The 16,060-nt window shown below is 72.7% G+C and carries 14 protein-coding genes; 9 read left to right on the top strand and 5 right to left on the bottom strand.

Features of this window, described 5'->3' with window-relative positions:
- Nucleotides 1-112: 112 nt before the first annotated feature.
- Nucleotides 113-769 (bottom strand): MBL fold metallo-hydrolase, encoded by a 657-nt coding sequence (locus OHS33_RS08835; RefSeq protein ID WP_330329820.1) that lies wholly within the window; start codon nucleotides 767-769, stop codon nucleotides 113-115.
- Nucleotides 770-778: 9 nt separating this feature from the next.
- On the bottom strand, nucleotides 779-1,468 hold the full coding sequence (locus OHS33_RS08830) for a maleylpyruvate isomerase family mycothiol-dependent enzyme (protein ID WP_330329819.1): 690 nt from the start codon (nucleotides 1,466-1,468) through the stop codon (nucleotides 779-781).
- A gap of 179 nt (nucleotides 1,469-1,647) precedes the next feature.
- Between OHS33_RS08830 and uvrA the strand changes: the two genes are divergently transcribed.
- The gene (gene uvrA, locus OHS33_RS08825) at nucleotides 1,648-4,653 is read left to right on the top strand and encodes an excinuclease ABC subunit UvrA (RefSeq protein ID WP_330329818.1); all 3,006 of its coding nucleotides are present in this window, start codon (nucleotides 1,648-1,650) and stop codon (nucleotides 4,651-4,653) included.
- Between the two features lie 384 nt (nucleotides 4,654-5,037).
- Here uvrA and OHS33_RS08820 read toward each other — a convergent pair whose 3' ends face one another.
- The gene (locus tag OHS33_RS08820; protein ID WP_330329817.1) at nucleotides 5,038-5,688 is read right to left on the bottom strand and encodes an NAD(P)-dependent oxidoreductase; all 651 of its coding nucleotides are present in this window, start codon (nucleotides 5,686-5,688) and stop codon (nucleotides 5,038-5,040) included.
- A 77-nt stretch (nucleotides 5,689-5,765) separates the two neighbouring features.
- Here OHS33_RS08820 and OHS33_RS08815 point away from each other — a divergent pair, with 77 nt between their 5' ends.
- Nucleotides 5,766-6,380 (top strand): TetR/AcrR family transcriptional regulator, encoded by a 615-nt coding sequence (locus tag OHS33_RS08815; RefSeq protein WP_330329816.1) that lies wholly within the window; start codon nucleotides 5,766-5,768, stop codon nucleotides 6,378-6,380.
- A gap of 22 nt (nucleotides 6,381-6,402) precedes the next feature.
- On the opposite strand, the gene OHS33_RS08810 is transcribed toward OHS33_RS08815, so the two are convergent.
- Nucleotides 6,403-7,290, bottom strand: coding sequence for a carbohydrate kinase family protein (locus tag OHS33_RS08810; RefSeq protein WP_330329815.1), 888 nt, complete (start codon nucleotides 7,288-7,290; stop codon nucleotides 6,403-6,405).
- A gap of 180 nt (nucleotides 7,291-7,470) precedes the next feature.
- Here OHS33_RS08810 and OHS33_RS08805 point away from each other — a divergent pair, with 180 nt between their 5' ends.
- A complete protein-coding gene (locus OHS33_RS08805; protein WP_330329814.1) occupies nucleotides 7,471-7,905 on the top strand; it encodes a Rieske (2Fe-2S) protein in 435 nt (144 codons plus the stop codon).
- 36 nt (nucleotides 7,906-7,941) lie between these two features.
- Here the strand turns inward: OHS33_RS08805 and OHS33_RS08800 are convergent, their stop codons facing one another.
- Nucleotides 7,942-8,928, bottom strand: coding sequence for a hypothetical protein (locus OHS33_RS08800; RefSeq protein ID WP_330329813.1), 987 nt, complete (start codon nucleotides 8,926-8,928; stop codon nucleotides 7,942-7,944).
- 256 nt (nucleotides 8,929-9,184) lie between these two features.
- Between OHS33_RS08800 and OHS33_RS08795 the strand changes: the two genes are divergently transcribed.
- The 6 genes from OHS33_RS08795 to whiA all read left to right on the top strand — a co-directional run bounded on the left by OHS33_RS08795 (nucleotide 9,185) and on the right by whiA (nucleotide 15,934).
- Nucleotides 9,185-9,778, top strand: coding sequence for a papain-like cysteine protease family protein (locus tag OHS33_RS08795; protein WP_330329812.1), 594 nt, complete (start codon nucleotides 9,185-9,187; stop codon nucleotides 9,776-9,778).
- Nucleotides 9,779-9,783: 5 nt separating this feature from the next.
- A complete protein-coding gene (locus OHS33_RS08790; protein ID WP_330329811.1) occupies nucleotides 9,784-10,596 on the top strand; it encodes a hypothetical protein in 813 nt (270 codons plus the stop codon).
- Between the two features lie 313 nt (nucleotides 10,597-10,909).
- On the top strand, nucleotides 10,910-12,937 hold the full coding sequence (gene uvrC, locus OHS33_RS08785) for an excinuclease ABC subunit UvrC (protein WP_330329810.1): 2,028 nt from the start codon (nucleotides 10,910-10,912) through the stop codon (nucleotides 12,935-12,937).
- On the top strand, nucleotides 12,934-13,881 hold the full coding sequence (rapZ, locus tag OHS33_RS08780; RefSeq protein WP_330329809.1) for an RNase adapter RapZ: 948 nt from the start codon (nucleotides 12,934-12,936) through the stop codon (nucleotides 13,879-13,881). Before uvrC ends, rapZ begins: the two co-directional genes overlap by 4 nt.
- On the top strand, nucleotides 13,878-14,948 hold the full coding sequence (locus OHS33_RS08775) for a gluconeogenesis factor YvcK family protein (RefSeq protein WP_330329808.1): 1,071 nt from the start codon (nucleotides 13,878-13,880) through the stop codon (nucleotides 14,946-14,948). The genes rapZ and OHS33_RS08775 overlap by 4 nt, the downstream gene beginning before the upstream one ends.
- The gene (gene whiA, locus OHS33_RS08770) at nucleotides 14,939-15,934 is read left to right on the top strand and encodes a DNA-binding protein WhiA (RefSeq protein WP_330329807.1); all 996 of its coding nucleotides are present in this window, start codon (nucleotides 14,939-14,941) and stop codon (nucleotides 15,932-15,934) included. Before OHS33_RS08775 ends, whiA begins: the two co-directional genes overlap by 10 nt.
- The last annotated feature ends 126 nt before the right edge of the window (nucleotides 15,935-16,060 follow it).

Here is a 16,060-nt window from a genome sequence, read left to right as displayed (position 1 = left end):
ATCGCGCATCCATCACCGGAAGGAGTGCACCGGCCCGCTGGCATTGACGCGGACGCCCGCCCCACCTCCCCTGAAGGGGCGGGACGGGCGGTCCGGTCGTGGTCAGGCCGTCCTACCAGCCGCGCTCGCGCCACTCCGCGAGGTGCGGGCGCTCGGCGCCGATCGTGGTGTCGTTGCCGTGGCCCGGGTAGACCCAGGCCTCGTCCGGGAGCTGCCCGAAGAGCTTCTCCTGGACGTCGTCGACCAGCTGGACGAACGCCTTCGGGTCGCCCCAGGTGTTGCCGACGCCGCCCGGGAAGAGGCAGTCGCCGGTGAACACGTGCGGGTGCCCGTGCGGGTCGTCGTAGACCAGGGCGATCGAGCCCGGGGTGTGGCCGACCAGGTGGCGGGCGGTCAGCCCGATCCGGCCGAAGGTGATCGTGTCCCCGTCCTCGACCGCGACGTCGGTCGGCACCGGGATGCCCTCGGCGTCGTACCGGCCCGCGTAGGTCCGGGCCCCGGTCGCGTCGACCACCTCGCGCAGCGCGCCCCAGTGGTCGCCGTGCTGGTGGGTGGTGACGACGGACGTGATGCCGTCGTCGCCGATCAGGCTGAGCAGGGTCCCGGCCTCGGCGGCCGCGTCGATCAGCAGCTGCTCGCCGGTCGCCCGGCAGCGCAGCAGGTAGGCGTTGTTGTTCATGCCGCCCACGGCGACTTTGGAAATCATCAGGTCCGCGAGTTCATGCACGTCGGCCGGACCGCCGACCTTCACCGCTCCGCTGTAGGTCATGACCTGATCCTAAAGCGGGGGGAGGAGGGGCAGGGGGCCGCCCGTCGTGGTGAGGGCGTCGCCCTTGTCGCCGCGGCCCGCCAGCCAGGCCAGGAGCTGGGCCGGGGTGCCGGACAGGGTGACGGGAGTGCCGTCGGGGCCGCCGGTGTGCCAGGTGCGGCCGTCCCCGGGGGACAGCGTCACCGGGGGCACCTCGGGGTGCCCGGACCAGCGGTCGGCGAGGAACTCGATCTCGCGGGTGGTGAACTCCTCCGGGAGGTCGGCCAGCTCGTAGCCGATCCCGAGGTCCACGTGGTGCAGCTCGATCTCGACGAGGCGGCGGAAGGGGATCCGGGACGCGCTGTCGGTGACCCCGCCCCGCAGCTCGACCGTGCGGGACCAGTCCTGGGGGGCGTCGGCGACGGCGTCGAAGGCGGCGGCGGAATTCCGCACGTCCTCCAGCTGTTCCACCAGGGGCCGTGAAGCGTCGCGCTCGATGTCCGCGTCGCGGGCGGAGGCGCTCTCGTACATCGGCCGCCCTTCGAACACGTTCACGAGGGCGTCCGCGTTGCGGGCGAGGTGGGCGAGGACGTGACCCCGGGACCAGCCGGGCAGGCGTGACGCCTCGGCCACGGCCGCGTTGTCCATCTTCGCGGCCGCGGTCAGCAGTCGGTCCGTGGCTTCGCGCAGGGATCGCAGGTCGTGCTCATGATCAATCATGTGGCGACCCTAGCGCCGCCACACGATCGGGTGAAGCACTCTTCGGAGTGCCGTAAATCGAATGCACGTGCTATACGCTCGGAGAACAAGACACACCACCCCAGCGGCGCCTCCCCGGCCCCCATACTCTGGATCGCCGGGGCCCGTCCCCCGCTCTCTCAAGAAAGGTGCGGACCGGCGTGACCGACCGTCTCATCGTTCGTGGCGCTCGCGAGCACAACCTCAAGAACGTCTCGCTCGACCTGCCCCGCGACTCACTCATCGTCTTCACCGGACTCTCCGGGTCGGGCAAGTCCTCCCTGGCCTTCGACACGATCTTCGCCGAGGGCCAGCGCCGCTACGTCGAGTCGCTGTCGTCCTACGCCCGCCAGTTCCTGGGGCAGATGGACAAGCCCGACGTCGACTTCATCGAGGGCCTCTCCCCGGCCGTCTCCATCGACCAGAAGTCGACCTCCCGCAACCCGCGCTCCACCGTCGGCACCATCACCGAGGTCTACGACTACCTCCGACTCCTCTTCGCCCGCATCGGCAAGCCGCACTGCCCCGAGTGCAGCCGCCCGATCGCCCGGCAGTCGCCGCAGGCGATCGTCGACCGGGTGCTCGCGCTGCCCGAGGGCAGCCGCTTCCAGGTGCTCTCGCCGCTGGTGCGCGAGCGCAAGGGGGAGTTCGTCGACCTCTTCGCCGACCTCCAGACCAAGGGCTACAGCCGGGCCCGGGTGGACGGGGAGACGATCCAGCTCTCCGAACCGCCCACGCTGAAGAAGCAGGAGAAGCACACCATCGAGGTGGTCGTCGACCGCCTCACCGTCAAGGACGGCGCCAAGCGGCGGCTCACCGACTCGGTGGAGACCGCCCTGGGCCTCTCCGGCGGCATGGTGATCCTCGACTTCGTCGACCTCGCCGAGGACGACCCCGAGCGTGAGCGGATGTTCTCCGAGCACCTCTACTGCCCGTACGACGACCTGTCCTTCGAGGAGCTGGAGCCGCGCTCCTTCTCCTTCAACTCGCCCTTCGGCGCCTGCCCCGAGTGCACCGGCATCGGTACGCGCATGGAGGTCGACCCCGAGCTGATCATCCCCGACGAGGACAAGTCCCTCGACGAGGGCGCGATCTCCCCGTGGTCGCTCGGCCACACCAAGGAGTACTTCCAGCGGCTGGTCGGCGCGCTCGCGGGCGAGCTGGGCTTCCGTACGGACATTCCCTGGGCCGGGCTGCCGCAGCGGGCCAAGAAGGCCCTGCTGTACGGCCACAAGACGCAGATCGAGGTCCGCTACCGCAACCGCTACGGGCGCGAGCGGGCGTACACCACGGCCTTCGAAGGCGCAGTGCCCTTCGTCAAGCGGCGGCACTCGGAGGCGGAGAGCGACACCAGCCGCGAACGCTTCGAGGGCTACATGCGCGAGGTGCCCTGCCCGACCTGTGAGGGCACCCGGCTCAAGCCGATCGTGCTCGCGGTGACGGTGATGGAGAAGTCCATCGCCGCCGTGTCCGCGATGTCGATCAGCGAGTGCGCCGAGTTCCTGGGCGAACTCCGCCTCGACGCGCGCGACAAGAAGATCGCCGAGCGGGTGCTCAAGGAGGTCAACGAGCGGCTCCGCTTCCTCGTGGACGTCGGCCTGGACTACCTCTCGCTCAACCGCGCCGCGGGCACCCTGTCCGGCGGCGAGGCCCAGCGCATCCGGCTGGCCACGCAGATCGGCTCCGGCCTGGTCGGCGTGCTGTACGTACTGGACGAGCCGTCCATCGGCCTGCACCAGCGCGACAACCACCGGCTGATCGAAACGCTGGTGCGGCTGCGGGACATGGGCAACACGCTGATCGTCGTCGAACACGACGAGGACACCATCAAGGTGGCCGACTGGGTCGTGGACATCGGCCCCGGCGCCGGTGAGCACGGCGGCAAGGTCGTGCACAGCGGTTCGCTCAAGGACCTGCTGAAGAACACCGAGTCGATGACCGGGCAGTACCTGTCGGGGAAGAAGTCCATCGAACTCCCCGACGTGCGGCGGCCGGTGGACGAGAGCCGCAAGCTCACCGTCCACGGCGCGCGGGAGAACAACCTCCGCGACATCGACGTGTCGTTCCCGCTGGGCGTGCTCACCGCCGTCACCGGTGTCTCCGGCTCCGGCAAGTCCACGCTGGTCAACGACATCCTCTACACGCACCTGGCGCGCGAACTGAACGGCGCCCGGACGGTTCCCGGGCGGCACACCCGGGTCGAGGGCGACGACCTCGTCGACAAGGTCGTCCATGTCGACCAGTCGCCGATCGGCCGCACGCCGCGCTCCAACCCGGCGACGTACACCGGTGTCTTCGACCACGTGCGCAAGCTGTTCGCCGAGACGATGGAGGCGAAGGTGCGCGGCTATCTGCCGGGCCGCTTCTCCTTCAACGTGAAGGGCGGCCGGTGCGAGAACTGCTCCGGTGACGGCACGATCAAGATCGAGATGAACTTCCTGCCGGACGTCTACGTCCCGTGCGAGGTCTGCCACGGCGACCGGTACAACCGGGAGACGCTGGAGGTCCACTACAAGGGCAAGTCCATCGCCGAGGTGCTCAACATGCCGATCGAGGAGGCCCTCGGCTTCTTCGAGGCGGTCCCGACGATCGCCCGGCACCTGCGCACGCTGAACGAGGTCGGGCTCGGCTACGTCCGGCTCGGCCAGTCCGCGCCGACCCTGTCGGGCGGCGAGGCGCAGCGCGTGAAGCTCGCGTCGGAACTGCAGAAGCGGTCGACGGGCCGGACGGTGTACGTGCTGGACGAGCCGACGACGGGTCTGCACTTCGAGGACATCTCGAAGCTGATCAAGGTGCTGTCGGGGCTGGTCGACAAGGGGAACTCGGTGATCGTCATCGAGCACAACCTCGACGTCGTCAAGACCGCGGACTGGGTCATCGACATGGGCCCCGAGGGCGGGTACGGCGGCGGCCTCGTGGTCGCGGAGGGCACGCCGGAACAGGTGGCCTCCGTGGGGGCCAGCCACACCGGCAAGTTCCTGCGGGACATCCTGGGCGCGGAGCGGGTCTCCGATGCGGGGGTGCCTGTGGCGCGGGCCGTGGCGAAGAAGCGGGCCCCGGCGAAGAAGGCGGTGGGTGCGGCCGCGGCCAAGAAGACGACGGCCGCCGCGAAGAAGGCCGCGGCCCCGGCCCCGGCGAAGAAGGCGACCCGGGCCCGCAAGGCCTAGGGCTGCGCCCGGCATGCCGGTGGGGCAGATTCAGCCCCGCCCGGGGGCACCTCCCAGCGTTAGCTGGGGGAGCTTGAGGCGCCGCCGGAGGCACCGGTCCGGACACCTGGCCCTGACGGCTGGGGCCGGGGACGGCAGTGCCTGCGGCACCCCGGGGCTCCGCCCCGGACCCCGCGCCTCAAACGCCGGCGGGGCTGGAGTTGCCTCCGGCAACCCGGCCGCCGCCGGTGCGTGGGGGCTCGGCTGGGGTTTGCCTGCGGCGATCTGGCCGCCGCTGGCAATCCCAGCCCGCCCGGCGATTGAGGGCTCCCGGCGCGGCCGGGGCAAGCTGAGCCCGCCCGGCGATTGAGGGCGCTTGGGGGGCAGTGGCCCCCCGTCCAGGGATCAGGTGGCTACGCCCAGGGTGTGGTGGGTGGTGGCCGTGTCCGTCAGGGCGGACAGGAGGGCGTCCGCGACGTCGGCGCGGGCGATGGTGCGGCCGCCGGGGAGGTTCGTGTCCACGGCCCGCCGGTAGGTACCGGTCCGGGGCTTGTTCGTGAGCTTCGGCGGGCGGATCACTGTCCATTCCGTGCCGCTGGCGCTGATCGCCGCCTCCATTACCGCCAGGTCGGCGTACACGTCCCGCAGGGCCCGCCGGAGCAGCGGCATGAACACCGCGCGGGCGAGCACCCCGTCGTCCTCGTGTTCCGGACCCAGCGGCGCCGCGCTCACGGCGGAGAGCCGCCGCACCCCGGCCCGGTCCATCGCCGAGACGATGGCTCTGAGCGCGGGTCCGGCCACGGGCGACAGCCGGGCCTGCTTGTTGCTGTTCGAGCCGAGCGCGGAGACCACCGCGTCCTGCCCGCGCAGCACCGGGGCCAGCGCGTCCTCGTCGGTGACATCGGCCACGGTGGCGACCCGGAGCCGTTCGTGCGCGGGCACCGGCAGCCGTGCCGGGTCCCGCACGACGGCGGTGACCTCGTGGCCCGCGTCGAGCGCCTGGCGCACCACCTCGCGGCCGACGCCGCCGGTCGCTCCGAACACTGTGATCTTCATCGTTCGTCCGTCCCCTCTGCTCCGCATCAAGGGTGGGTGAGCATTCACTCACCCGTCCCTTCAGCTAGGGTGAGTGAATGCTCACCCCGAAGTCAAGCGGCCCCGCCCGGCCCACCCCGCAGCGTCTGCTGGACGCGGCCGAGACCCTGATGCGCACGACCGGGCTCGCCAACGCCACGACCAAGGCCATCGCGCGCGAGGCGGGCTGCTCGGAGGCCGCGCTCTACAAGCACTTCGCGAACAAGGAAGAGCTGTTCGTGCGGGTGCTGCTCGAACGCACGCCCAATGCCGGCGCCCTGATGGCCGCGCTCACCGCCGACCCGGGCGAACGGGTTGTGGCGGAGCGGCTGGCCGACATCGCGGGGCATGCCGCGCGCTTCTACGCGGACACCATGCCCATCGCGGGCTCGCTCTTCGCCGAACCCGCCCTGCTGAGCCGGCACCGCGAAGGCCTCCGGGAGATCGGCATGGGCCCGCACGTGGTGCTCGACGCCCTCGTCGACTGCCTGCGCCGCGAGCGCGAGCACGGCCGGATCCGCGCCGACGCCGATCCGCGCGCGGCTGCCTCGCTGCTGCTCGGCGCCTGCTTCCAGCGGGCGTTCTTCCTGCACTTCTCCGGCCCCGCGAGCGTCCAGCCGGTGGCGGAGTTCGCTCCGGCCGTCGCCGGTACCGTGTGGGCCGCCATCCGCTGACCACCCGCCGACTCCCCGCTGACTATCCGCTCAGCTCGGCGGCGTACGGCGGCTCCGCGCCGGCCCGGGTGCAGGTCAGGGCGGCCGCGTGGGCGGCGTACGCGAGCACCTCGGGCCAGTCCACCGGCGCGCCCGGGGCGTTCCCGGGGCGCGTGAGGCGGTGCAGGAGCGCCGCGTTCACGGTGTCGCCCGCGCCGATCGTGTCCGCCACCTCGACCCGCCGCGCGGGCACGGAGTACCGCTCGCCCTCCCGGGTCCACACCGCGAGCCCCGCCGCGCCCCGGGTCAGCACCACCGCCGACGGGCCCGCCGCCAGCCATTGCCCGGGCCCGCCGCCGAGCCAGGCGGCGTCCTCCTCGGAGAGCTTGAGGACGCTGACGTACGGCAGCCAGGACCGGAACCGGGCGCGGTACGCCGCCGGGTCCGCGATCAGCGCCGGGCGGATGTTGGGGTCGAGCAGGGTCAGCAGCCCGCGCGCCGACTCCCGGCGCAGCAGGGCCTCGTAGGCACTCGCGCCCGGTTCCAGGGCGAGCGAACAGGTGCCCAGGGCCAGCGCCCGGGCCGACGGCGGGAGCGCGTCGGGCAGGGTGAACAGCCGGTCGGCGGTGCCTTCGACGTAGAACCCGTAGGCGGCCGAGCCGTCCGGGGCCAGCGAGGGCACGGCCAGCGTGGTCGGCTCCGGCCCGCGCTGGACCGCCGACAGGTCCACCCCGGCCGCCCGCAGCCCGGCGAGCAGGGTCTCCCCGAAGCCGTCCGTCGACACCCGGGAGCAGAAGGCCACTTCGGCGCCGAGCCGGCCCAGCGCCAGCGCCGTGTTGTACGGGCCCCCGCCCGCCCGGGGCACCAGCGCGCCCGGCGGCCGGGCGACGGGCACCAGGTCGATCAGGGCTTCTCCACCGACGACGATCACGCGGGGGAAGCTACCCCATCGGGCGGCGGTATCGTCGGGTGGGCCGCCGGTGCCGCCTCGGCCGTCCCGGCCGCACCACCGGTGACCGTCCGTACCACCCACCGGTGACCGTCCGTACCGCCCACCGGTGTCCGTCCCGCCACCACCGGGCCCCATGGCCCGTACCGCCAGGAGAGCCTCATGTCCGCGCCGCAGTCAGCCGCCGCCCGCCGCACCGTGCTCAAGGGCGCCGCCGCCCTCGCCGGGTCCGCCGGAGCCGCGGTCGCGCTCGGCGCCTGCTCGCCCGGGACCGGCAGCGGCGGCAACGCCCCCGCGACCCCCACCGCCCCCGTGGACCTGGGCGCGGCGGCCGACGTGCCGGTGGGCGGCTCCAAGCTCTACCGGGAGCACAAGCTCCTCGTGCACTGCCCGGCCGCGGGCCAGTACGCGGCGTTCAGCGCCCAGTGCACCCACGCGGGCTGCGTCCTGGACAAGATCGTCGAGGGGCACGGCAACTGCCCCTGCCACGGCAGCCGGTTCGACGCGGCCACCGGCAAGGTGGTGCAGGGCCCGGCGACCGACCCGCTGCCGTCCGTCCCCGTGCGCGCCGAGGGCGGCAAGCTCATCGCGGGCTGAGCCCGCCGGGTCCCGCCCCGCAGAGTCCCGTCCCGCTCAGTCCCACTCCCAGCCGATGCCCAGGATGCCGCGCCGGACCCCCTGTTCCACCAGGTGGACGGCGCGGTGGCCGCCGCTCGGGGTGAGCTGCGACAGCTCGCTGCGCGGGGCGCCCGGCCCCGACTGGCGGAAGCGGCGGCAGGTCACCGGCAGGGCGGCCGCGTCGAAGCGGACCTGGAGCACGTACTGCCCGCCCGCATAGCTGAAGCCCCGGATGTACTCGCTGCTGCGGCTGCCGGTGCCGTCCTCGAAGCCGTAGCCGAAGACGTGGGTGTCCCCGCTGCGCAGCCGCGCGTCGAAGAGCAGCTCGGCCACCACCAGCCCCGCCTCGGCGTCGTGCCGGATCCGCCCGGTCCGGCAGTTCTCGTGGGCCAGGACCCGCACCGCGCCCGGATCGCAGCCGGGGTCGCCGTGGTGGATGGCGAGGTAGCGGTCGACGCCGTCCCGGTGGGCCCGTACGACGTGCTGCGAATCGCGGCCGAGCAGTTCGCGGCGGGCCCCGATCCGGACCCGTTCGTGGTGGCCGACGGTGTGCAGTCCCCCGTCCGCCGGAAGGCCCATGCCGGCCAGTAACACCTCGACGGCCGCGCCCGCGCTGGCCAGTGTCCGGTAGGACCGCGCGGCCGGGCGGACGGTGTCGCCGCCGGTGCCTCCCGGCCCGCCGAGGAGCCGTACGAGCGTGCCCGCGGGCAGTTCCAGGATCTGCTCCAGGGCCCGCACGGCGCGCAGGGATTCGGCGCGCCGGGGCCGCCGGGCGCCCTGCTGCCAGTAACTGAGGCTGGTGACGCCGACCTTGATGCCGCGGGCGGCCAGCCGGTGCTGGACCCGGTGCAGGGGGAGGCCGCGGGCGGCGAGGGCGGCGCGCAGTGCGAGGTGGAAGGGCCCGGCGCGCAACAGCAGCGCGAACTCCTCGGGGTTCAGGGTCTCCGGGGCCGGGGGGCCGCCCGTGCCGCCGCACCCGCTGCTCCGCACGGTCGGCAGCATGGCGACTCCTCTGCGAACGTCCTTCGCGAACGTCCTGTGTGAACGTTCACGCTCGATGGGGCGGGGGACCGCGCCGGTGGCGCCCGGGGTCCAGGTGGCAGGGCGGCAGCCGTTCACACCCTGGCCTCCCCATTCACATTGCAATGTCACCGCGTATTGAAGCGTGTTGACCTGGTCGCGACAACACCCCGATGCTCCTCCACAGCGTCCGGACGCGCTCCTCCACCCCCACTCTCCCCACCTCGGGAGGAACGCGATGCGCAACCGAAACCGGCGGCTTTCCCTGGCCGCCTTCATCACCGCTCTCCTGTTCGCACTGCCCACCGGCACGGCAACCGCCGCCGACGCCGGAACGGGCGGCGCGACACTCGCCGCCAACCGCCTGAACATCACCATGCAGGCACAGCAGAAGACCAACTGGTGCTGGGCCGCCAGCGGCAACACCATCGCCACCTGGTTCGGCCGCAACTACAGCCAGAACCAGTTCTGCAACGCCGCCTTCAACCGCCAGCAGGGCTACGACTGCCCCAACAGCCAGGCCAGCCTCGACAACGTCCAGACCGCCCTGAACTGGGCCGGCATCAACTCCGGCTCCTACGTCACCGGCTGGCTGCGCTACACCACCGTGCAGACCGAGATCAATGCCAACCGGCCGGTCGAGACCCGCATCCAGTGGTCCAACGGCGGCGGCCACATGCACGTCATCTACGGCTACGACACCGCCAACAGCTGGGTGTACTGGGGCGACCCCTGGCCCTCCAGCGACCGCTACAACTGGGCCTCCCACGCCTGGTACGTCGACAACAGCACCTTCTCCTGGACCCACTCGCTCTACCGGATAGGGGCGTGAGCGCCATGAACCGACGCGCAGCCGCCCTGGTCACCGGCGCCCTCGCCGCCACCCTGCTGAGCCTGGCCCCGCAGGCCTCGGCCGCCCCCGTCCCGCAGCCCCAGTCCGCCACCGCCGAGACCAGGGCCGCCGCCCACCAGGCGGCCGCCGCACCCGACACCCTGGCCACCCTCTCCCGGTTCTTCTCCCGGGAGGGCAAGGTCTCGCTGACCGCCGCCCAGCCGCGCATCGAGGGCGACGCGATCCCCGTCAGCTACCTCTCCCCGGACTTCGTCGCGGGCAAGGCGGGCGCACCCGTCGCCCGGCTGGAGTTCCTGGCCAGCAAGGCGGTGGCCTCCGACGGCCAGCAGGCCGCGCTGTGGACCGCCAAGACCGAAGCGGGCTGGCAGGTGGTGAACATCGCCACCGGCGACGACGAATTCCGCTATGCGCAGCTGGGGGCCGCCAAACTCCCCGGCGGGACCGTCTTCCGCGAACCGCAGATCGATGCCTGGTACGTCGCCCAGGGGGCCAGGGTGCTGCCGCTGGACGAGGACGCGACGCGGGCCGTGGGCGCGCAGGGCACGAGCCTTGCCGCGTATCGGGCACGGGTGATCAAGGCGTACGGCGACAAACTTCCCGGCTCCGCCTATGCCAAGGGCGGGAAGGCGGGCGGCTTCGGCCCCACGGAAGCCGATGCTGCCGGGCCGGGCGCCGCCGGGTCCACCGGGCCCGGGGTGCTGCCTCTGGTCGGCGGGGCCGTGGCGGGGGCGCTCGTCCTCGGGGGCGTCGGTGTGCTGACCGTGCGCCGCGCTCGTCGCCGGGAGGTGCGGGTGTAGCCGCCCGGCGGGGGTGGGGTCCGGTCGTCGGGCAGACGGCCGGGCCCCGTCCGGGTGCCGGGTGCGGCGCCGCCGCCGGGGCTCCGCCCCGGACCCCGCGCCTCAAACGCCGGCGGGGCTGGAATTCGCTGCCGTGGTCCGCCCGGCGGGGCTGGATGGGGTCGGGCCCGGACCCCGCGCCTCAAACGCCGGCGGGGCTGGAGTGGGCCGGGGTGGGCTGGAATTCGCTGCCGTGGTCCGCCCGGCGGGGCTGGGGTGGGTCGGGCCCGGTGGGTAGGCCCCTGTTGTCACACCCCGCAAGTAGGCTGATGCCATGGCCGACCCTTCCAGCTACCGCCCCAGACCGGGACAGATCCCCGACTCCCCGGGGGTCTACAAATTCCGCGACGAGCACCATCGGGTGATCTACGTCGGGAAGGCCAAGAGCCTGCGCCAGCGCCTGGCCAACTACTTCCAGGACGTGGCGGGCCTGCACCCGCGCACCGCCACGATGGTGACCACGGCCGCCTCCGTGGAGTGGACGGTGGTCTCCACCGAGGTCGAGGCGCTCCAGCTGGAGTACTCCTGGATCAAGGAGTTCGACCCCCGGTTCAACGTCAAGTACCGGGACGACAAGAGCTACCCCTCGCTCGCCGTCACCCTCAATGAGCAGTACCCCCGGGTCCAGGTCATGCGCGGCCCGAAGAAGAAGGGCGTGCGCTACTTCGGTCCGTACGGACACGCCTGGGCCATCCGCGAGACCGTCGACCTGATGCTCCGGGTGTTTCCGGTACGGACCTGCTCCGCGGGCGTGTTCAAGCGCTCCGCCCAGATCGGCCGCCCCTGCCTGCTCGGCTACATCGGCAAGTGCTCCGCGCCCTGCGTGGGCCGGGTCACCCCCGAGGAGCACCGGGAACTGGCCGAGGACTTCTGCGACTTCATGGCCGGGCGCACCGGCACCTACCTCACCCGCCTCGAAGCCGATATGCGCGAGGCCGCCGAGGAGATGGAGTACGAGAAGGCCGCCCGGCTCCGCGACGACATCGGGGCGCTGCGCCGCGCCATGGAGAAGAGCGCGGTGGTGCTCGCCGACGCCACCGACGCCGATCTGATCGCGGTCGCCGAGGACGAGCTGGAGGCCGCCGTCCAGATCTTCCACGTCCGCGGCGGACGGGTGCGCGGCCAGCGCGGCTGGATCACCGACAAGGTCGAGGCCGTCGACACGGCCGGCCTGGTCGAGCACGCCCTCCAGCAGCTCTACGGGGAGGAGCAGGGCGAGGCCGTGCCCAAGGAGGTGCTGGTCCCGGCCCTGCCCGAGGACGCGCCCGCCGTGGCCGAGTGGCTCGGCGGCCGCCGCGGGTCCCAGGTCAGCCTGCGCATCCCGCAGCGCGGCGACAAGAAGTCCCTGATGGAGACCGTCCACCGCAACGCCCAGCAGTCCCTGGCCCTGCACAAGACCAAGCGCGCGGGCGACCTGACCACCCGCTCCCGGGCGCTGGAGGAGATCGCCGAGGCGCTGGAGCTGGACACCGCCCCGCTGCGCATCGAGTGCTTCGACATCTCGCACCTCCAGGGCGACGACGTGGTGGCCTCGATGGTGGTCTTCGAGGACGGCCTGCCCCGCAAGAGCGAGTACCGCCGCTTCGAGATCAAGGGCTTCGAGGGCCAGGACGACGTCCGCTCCATGCACGAGGTGGTCTCCCGCCGCTTCCGCCGCTACCTGCGCGAGAAGCTCAAGACGGGGGAGTGGTCCCCGGAGGAGAGCGAGGACGCGGCGGGCGGCGAGGTCCCGGCCGAAACGGACGACGGGCGTCCCAGGCGTTTCGCCTACCCGCCCCAGCTCGTTGTGGTCGACGGCGGCCGGCCGCAGGTCGCCGCCGCCCAGCGGGCCCTGGCCGAGCTGGGCATCGACGACGTCGCCGTGTGCGGTCTCGCCAAACGGCTGGAGGAGGTCTGGCTGCCCGGCGAGAGCGACCCGGTGGTGCTGCCGCGCACCAGCGAGGGGCTGTACCTGCTCCAGCGGGTGCGTGACGAAGCCCACCGCTTCGCCATCCAGTACCAGCGCGGCAAGCGGGCCAAGCGGCTGAAATCCGGCCCGCTGGACGACGTACCCGGCCTCGGCGAGAGCCGCAGACTGGCGCTGATCAAGCACTTCGGTTCGGTGAAAAAGCTGAGACAGGCGACAATCGACCAGATCTGCGAGGTCCCGGGCATAGGCCGCAAGACGGCCGAGACCGTGGCCGTGGCCCTCGCCCAGGCGGCTCCCGCCGCTCCGGCCGTCAACACGGCCACAGGAGAGATCATTGAGGACGAAGCCCCCGCGCCCGCGGGAGCATCGTCCGAACGGGGGAGCGAGCAATGACCGAGCACGAATCAGAGCGCGACCGAGACGGAGCACAGGTGAGTACGGGCACGACAGTGGAGCCCGGCGATACCGCCGAGGCGGCCATCCCCGAGCTGGTGATCATCTCCGGCATGTCCGGAGCCGGCCGCAGTACGGCGGCCAAGTGCCTGGAGGACCTGGGCTGGTTCGTCGTCGACAACCTGCCCCCGGCGCTGATCCCCACCATGGTGGAGCTGGGCGCCCGCTCCCAGGGCAATGTGGCGCGGATCGCCGTCGTCGTCGACGTCCGCGGCCGCCAGTTCTTCGACGCGCTGCGCGAATCGCTCTCCGACCTCGAAGCCCGCGGGGTGACCCGCCGCATCGTCTTCCTGGAGTCCTCCGACGACGCGCTGGTGCGCCGGTTCGAATCGGTCCGCCGCCCGCACCCGCTCCAGGGCGACGGCCGGATCGTCGACGGCATCGCCGCCGAGCGCGACCTGCTGCGCGAGCTGCGCGGTGACGCCGACCTCGTCATCGACACCTCCAGCCTCAATGTGCACGAGCTGCGCGCCAAGATGGACGCCCAGTTCGCGGGCGACGAGGAGCCCGAGCTGCGGGCCACCGTCATGTCCTTCGGCTACAAGTACGGCCTGCCCGTCGACGCCGACCTCGTCGTGGACTGCCGCTTCATCCCGAACCCGCACTGGGTGCCGGAGCTGCGCCCCTTCACCGGCCTCAACGAAGAGGTCTCGGGCTACGTCTTCAGCCAGCCCGGCGCCAAGGAGTTCCTGGACCGCTACACCGAGCTGCTCCAGCTCATCGCCACCGGCTACCGCCGCGAGGGCAAGCGGTACGTGACCATCGCGGTCGGCTGCACCGGCGGCAAGCACCGCAGCGTGGCCATGTCCGAGAAGCTCGCCGCCCGCCTCGCCTCCGAGGGAGTCGAGACCGTCGTCGTCCACCGGGACATGGGGCGCGAGTGACCGGACGGAGCCTGCGGCTGCGCCGCCTGCGCCGGCTCACGGCGGGCCGGGGCGGCAACGGCGCCCCGGCCGCCGAGCTGCGGCGCGGCAGCGCGCCCAAGGCGGCCACGCCCAAGGTCGTCGCCCTCGGCGGCGGCATGGGCCTGTCCGCCTCCCTCACCGCGCTGCGCCGGATCACCGGCGACCTCACGGCCGTGGTCACCGTCGCCGACGACGGGGGCTCCAGCGGCCGGCTGCGCGAGGAGCTGGGCGTCCTGCCGCCCGGTGACCTGCGCAAGGCGCTGGCCGCGCTGTGCGGTGACGACGACTGGGGCCAGACCTGGTCCGGGGTCATCCAGCACCGCTTCGAGTCCCGCGGCGATCTGCACGGGCACGCGGTCGGCAATCTGCTGATCGTCGCCCTGTGGGAGAAGCTCGGCGACCCGGTGCAGGCCCTGGACCTGGTCGGCAAGCTGCTCGGCGCGCACGGCCGGGTGCTGCCGATGTCCGCGGTGCCGCTGGAGCTGCAAGCGCTCGTACGGGGCCACGACCCGGCCCGTCCGGATGACGTGGACACCGTCCGCGGGCAGGCCACGGTGGCGCTGACGCCGGGCGAGGTGCAGTCCGTACAGCTGGTTCCGAACGACCCGCCGGCCGTGCCGGAGGCCGTCGCAGCGGTGCTGGACGCCGACTGGGTGGTGCTCGGCCCGGGCTCCTGGTTCTCCTCCGTGATCCCGCACCTGCTGGTGCCGGAACTGCTCGACGCGCTGGTCGAGACGAAGGCCCGGCGGGTCCTCTCGCTGAACCTCGCTCCGCAACCCGGTGAAACAGAGGGCTTCTCTCCGCAGCGTCATTTGGAGGTTTTGGCCCGACACGCCCCTAAACTCGCCCTGGACGTGGTGCTGGCCGACGAGGCCGCCGTGCCCGACCGCGAGTCCCTCGCCGATGCCGCAAAACGGTTCGGCGCCGCGGTCGAGCTGGCGCCGGTGGCCAGGCCCGACGGGGCTCCGAAGCACGATCCGGAGCTGTTGGCCGCCGCGTACGACCGTATTTTTCGGATGCATGGAAGGATCGGCCCATGGCGATGACGCCCGCGGTGAAGGATGAGATCGCCCGGCTGCCCGTCACCCGTACCTGCTGCCGGAAGGCGGAGGTCTCGGCCATTCTGCGGTTCGCGGGCGGGTTGCACCTGGTGAGCGGCCGCATCGTCATCGAGGCGGAGCTGGACGCGGGGATCGCCGCCCGGCGGCTGCGCAAGGACATCCTGGAGATCTTCGGACACTCCTCGGACCTGGTGATCATGGCCCCCGGCGGGCTGCGCCGCGGCAACCGGTACGTCGTCCGGGTCGTCGCCGGAGGCGACCAGCTGGCGCGCCAGACCGGGCTCGTGGACGGCCGCGGCCGCCCGATCCGGGGTCTGCCCCCGCAGGTGGTCTCCGGGGCCACCTGTGACGCGGAGGCGGCCTGGCGCGGTGCCTTCCTGGCCCACGGCTCGCTCACCGAACCGGGCAGGTCCTCCTCCCTGGAGGTCACCTGCCCCGGTCCGGAGGCCGCCCTGGCCCTGGTGGGCGCCGCCCGCAGGCTCTCCATCGCGGCCAAGGCGCGCGAGGTGCGCGGGGTGGACCGGGTCGTGGTCCGCGACGGCGACGCGATCGGCGCCCTGCTGACCCGCCTCGGCGCCCACGATTCGGTGCTGGCCTGGGAGGAGCGCCGGATGCGGCGCGAGGTCCGCGCCACCGCCAACCGGCTCGCCAACTTCGACGACGCCAACCTGCGCCGCTCGGCCCGGGCCGCGGTGGCCGCGGGAGCCCGCGTCCAGCGCGCCCTGGAGATCCTCGCCGACGAGGTCCCCGAGCACCTGGCGGCGGCCGGCCGGCTGCGCATGGAGCACAAGCAGGCCTCCCTGGAGGAGCTGGGCGCGCTCGCCGACCCGCCGCTGACCAAGGACGCGGTCGCGGGCCGGATCCGGCGGCTGCTGGCGATGGCCGACAAGCGGGCCCAGGACCTGGGCATCCCGGGCACCGAGTCCAACCTCACCGAGGCCGAGGAGATGGCCGACAACCTGGTCGGCTGACGCGGCCGGCGGAGCCGACGCGTCCGAAAGGGGCCCGCACGGGATGCCGTGCGGGCCCCTTTCGGCGTTTTCCATTGACATGGGCATGTGGGGGTCGTGAGCCTGTCGTGCGAACTCTTTCGTGGC

The organism is Streptomyces sp. NBC_00536 (assembly GCF_036346295.1).
In the GTDB taxonomy this organism is placed as follows: Bacteria; Actinomycetota; Actinomycetes; order Streptomycetales; family Streptomycetaceae; genus Streptomyces.
The sequence above is the reverse complement of the archived record's forward strand: the minus strand, read 5'-3'. Positions and strand labels throughout refer to the sequence as shown.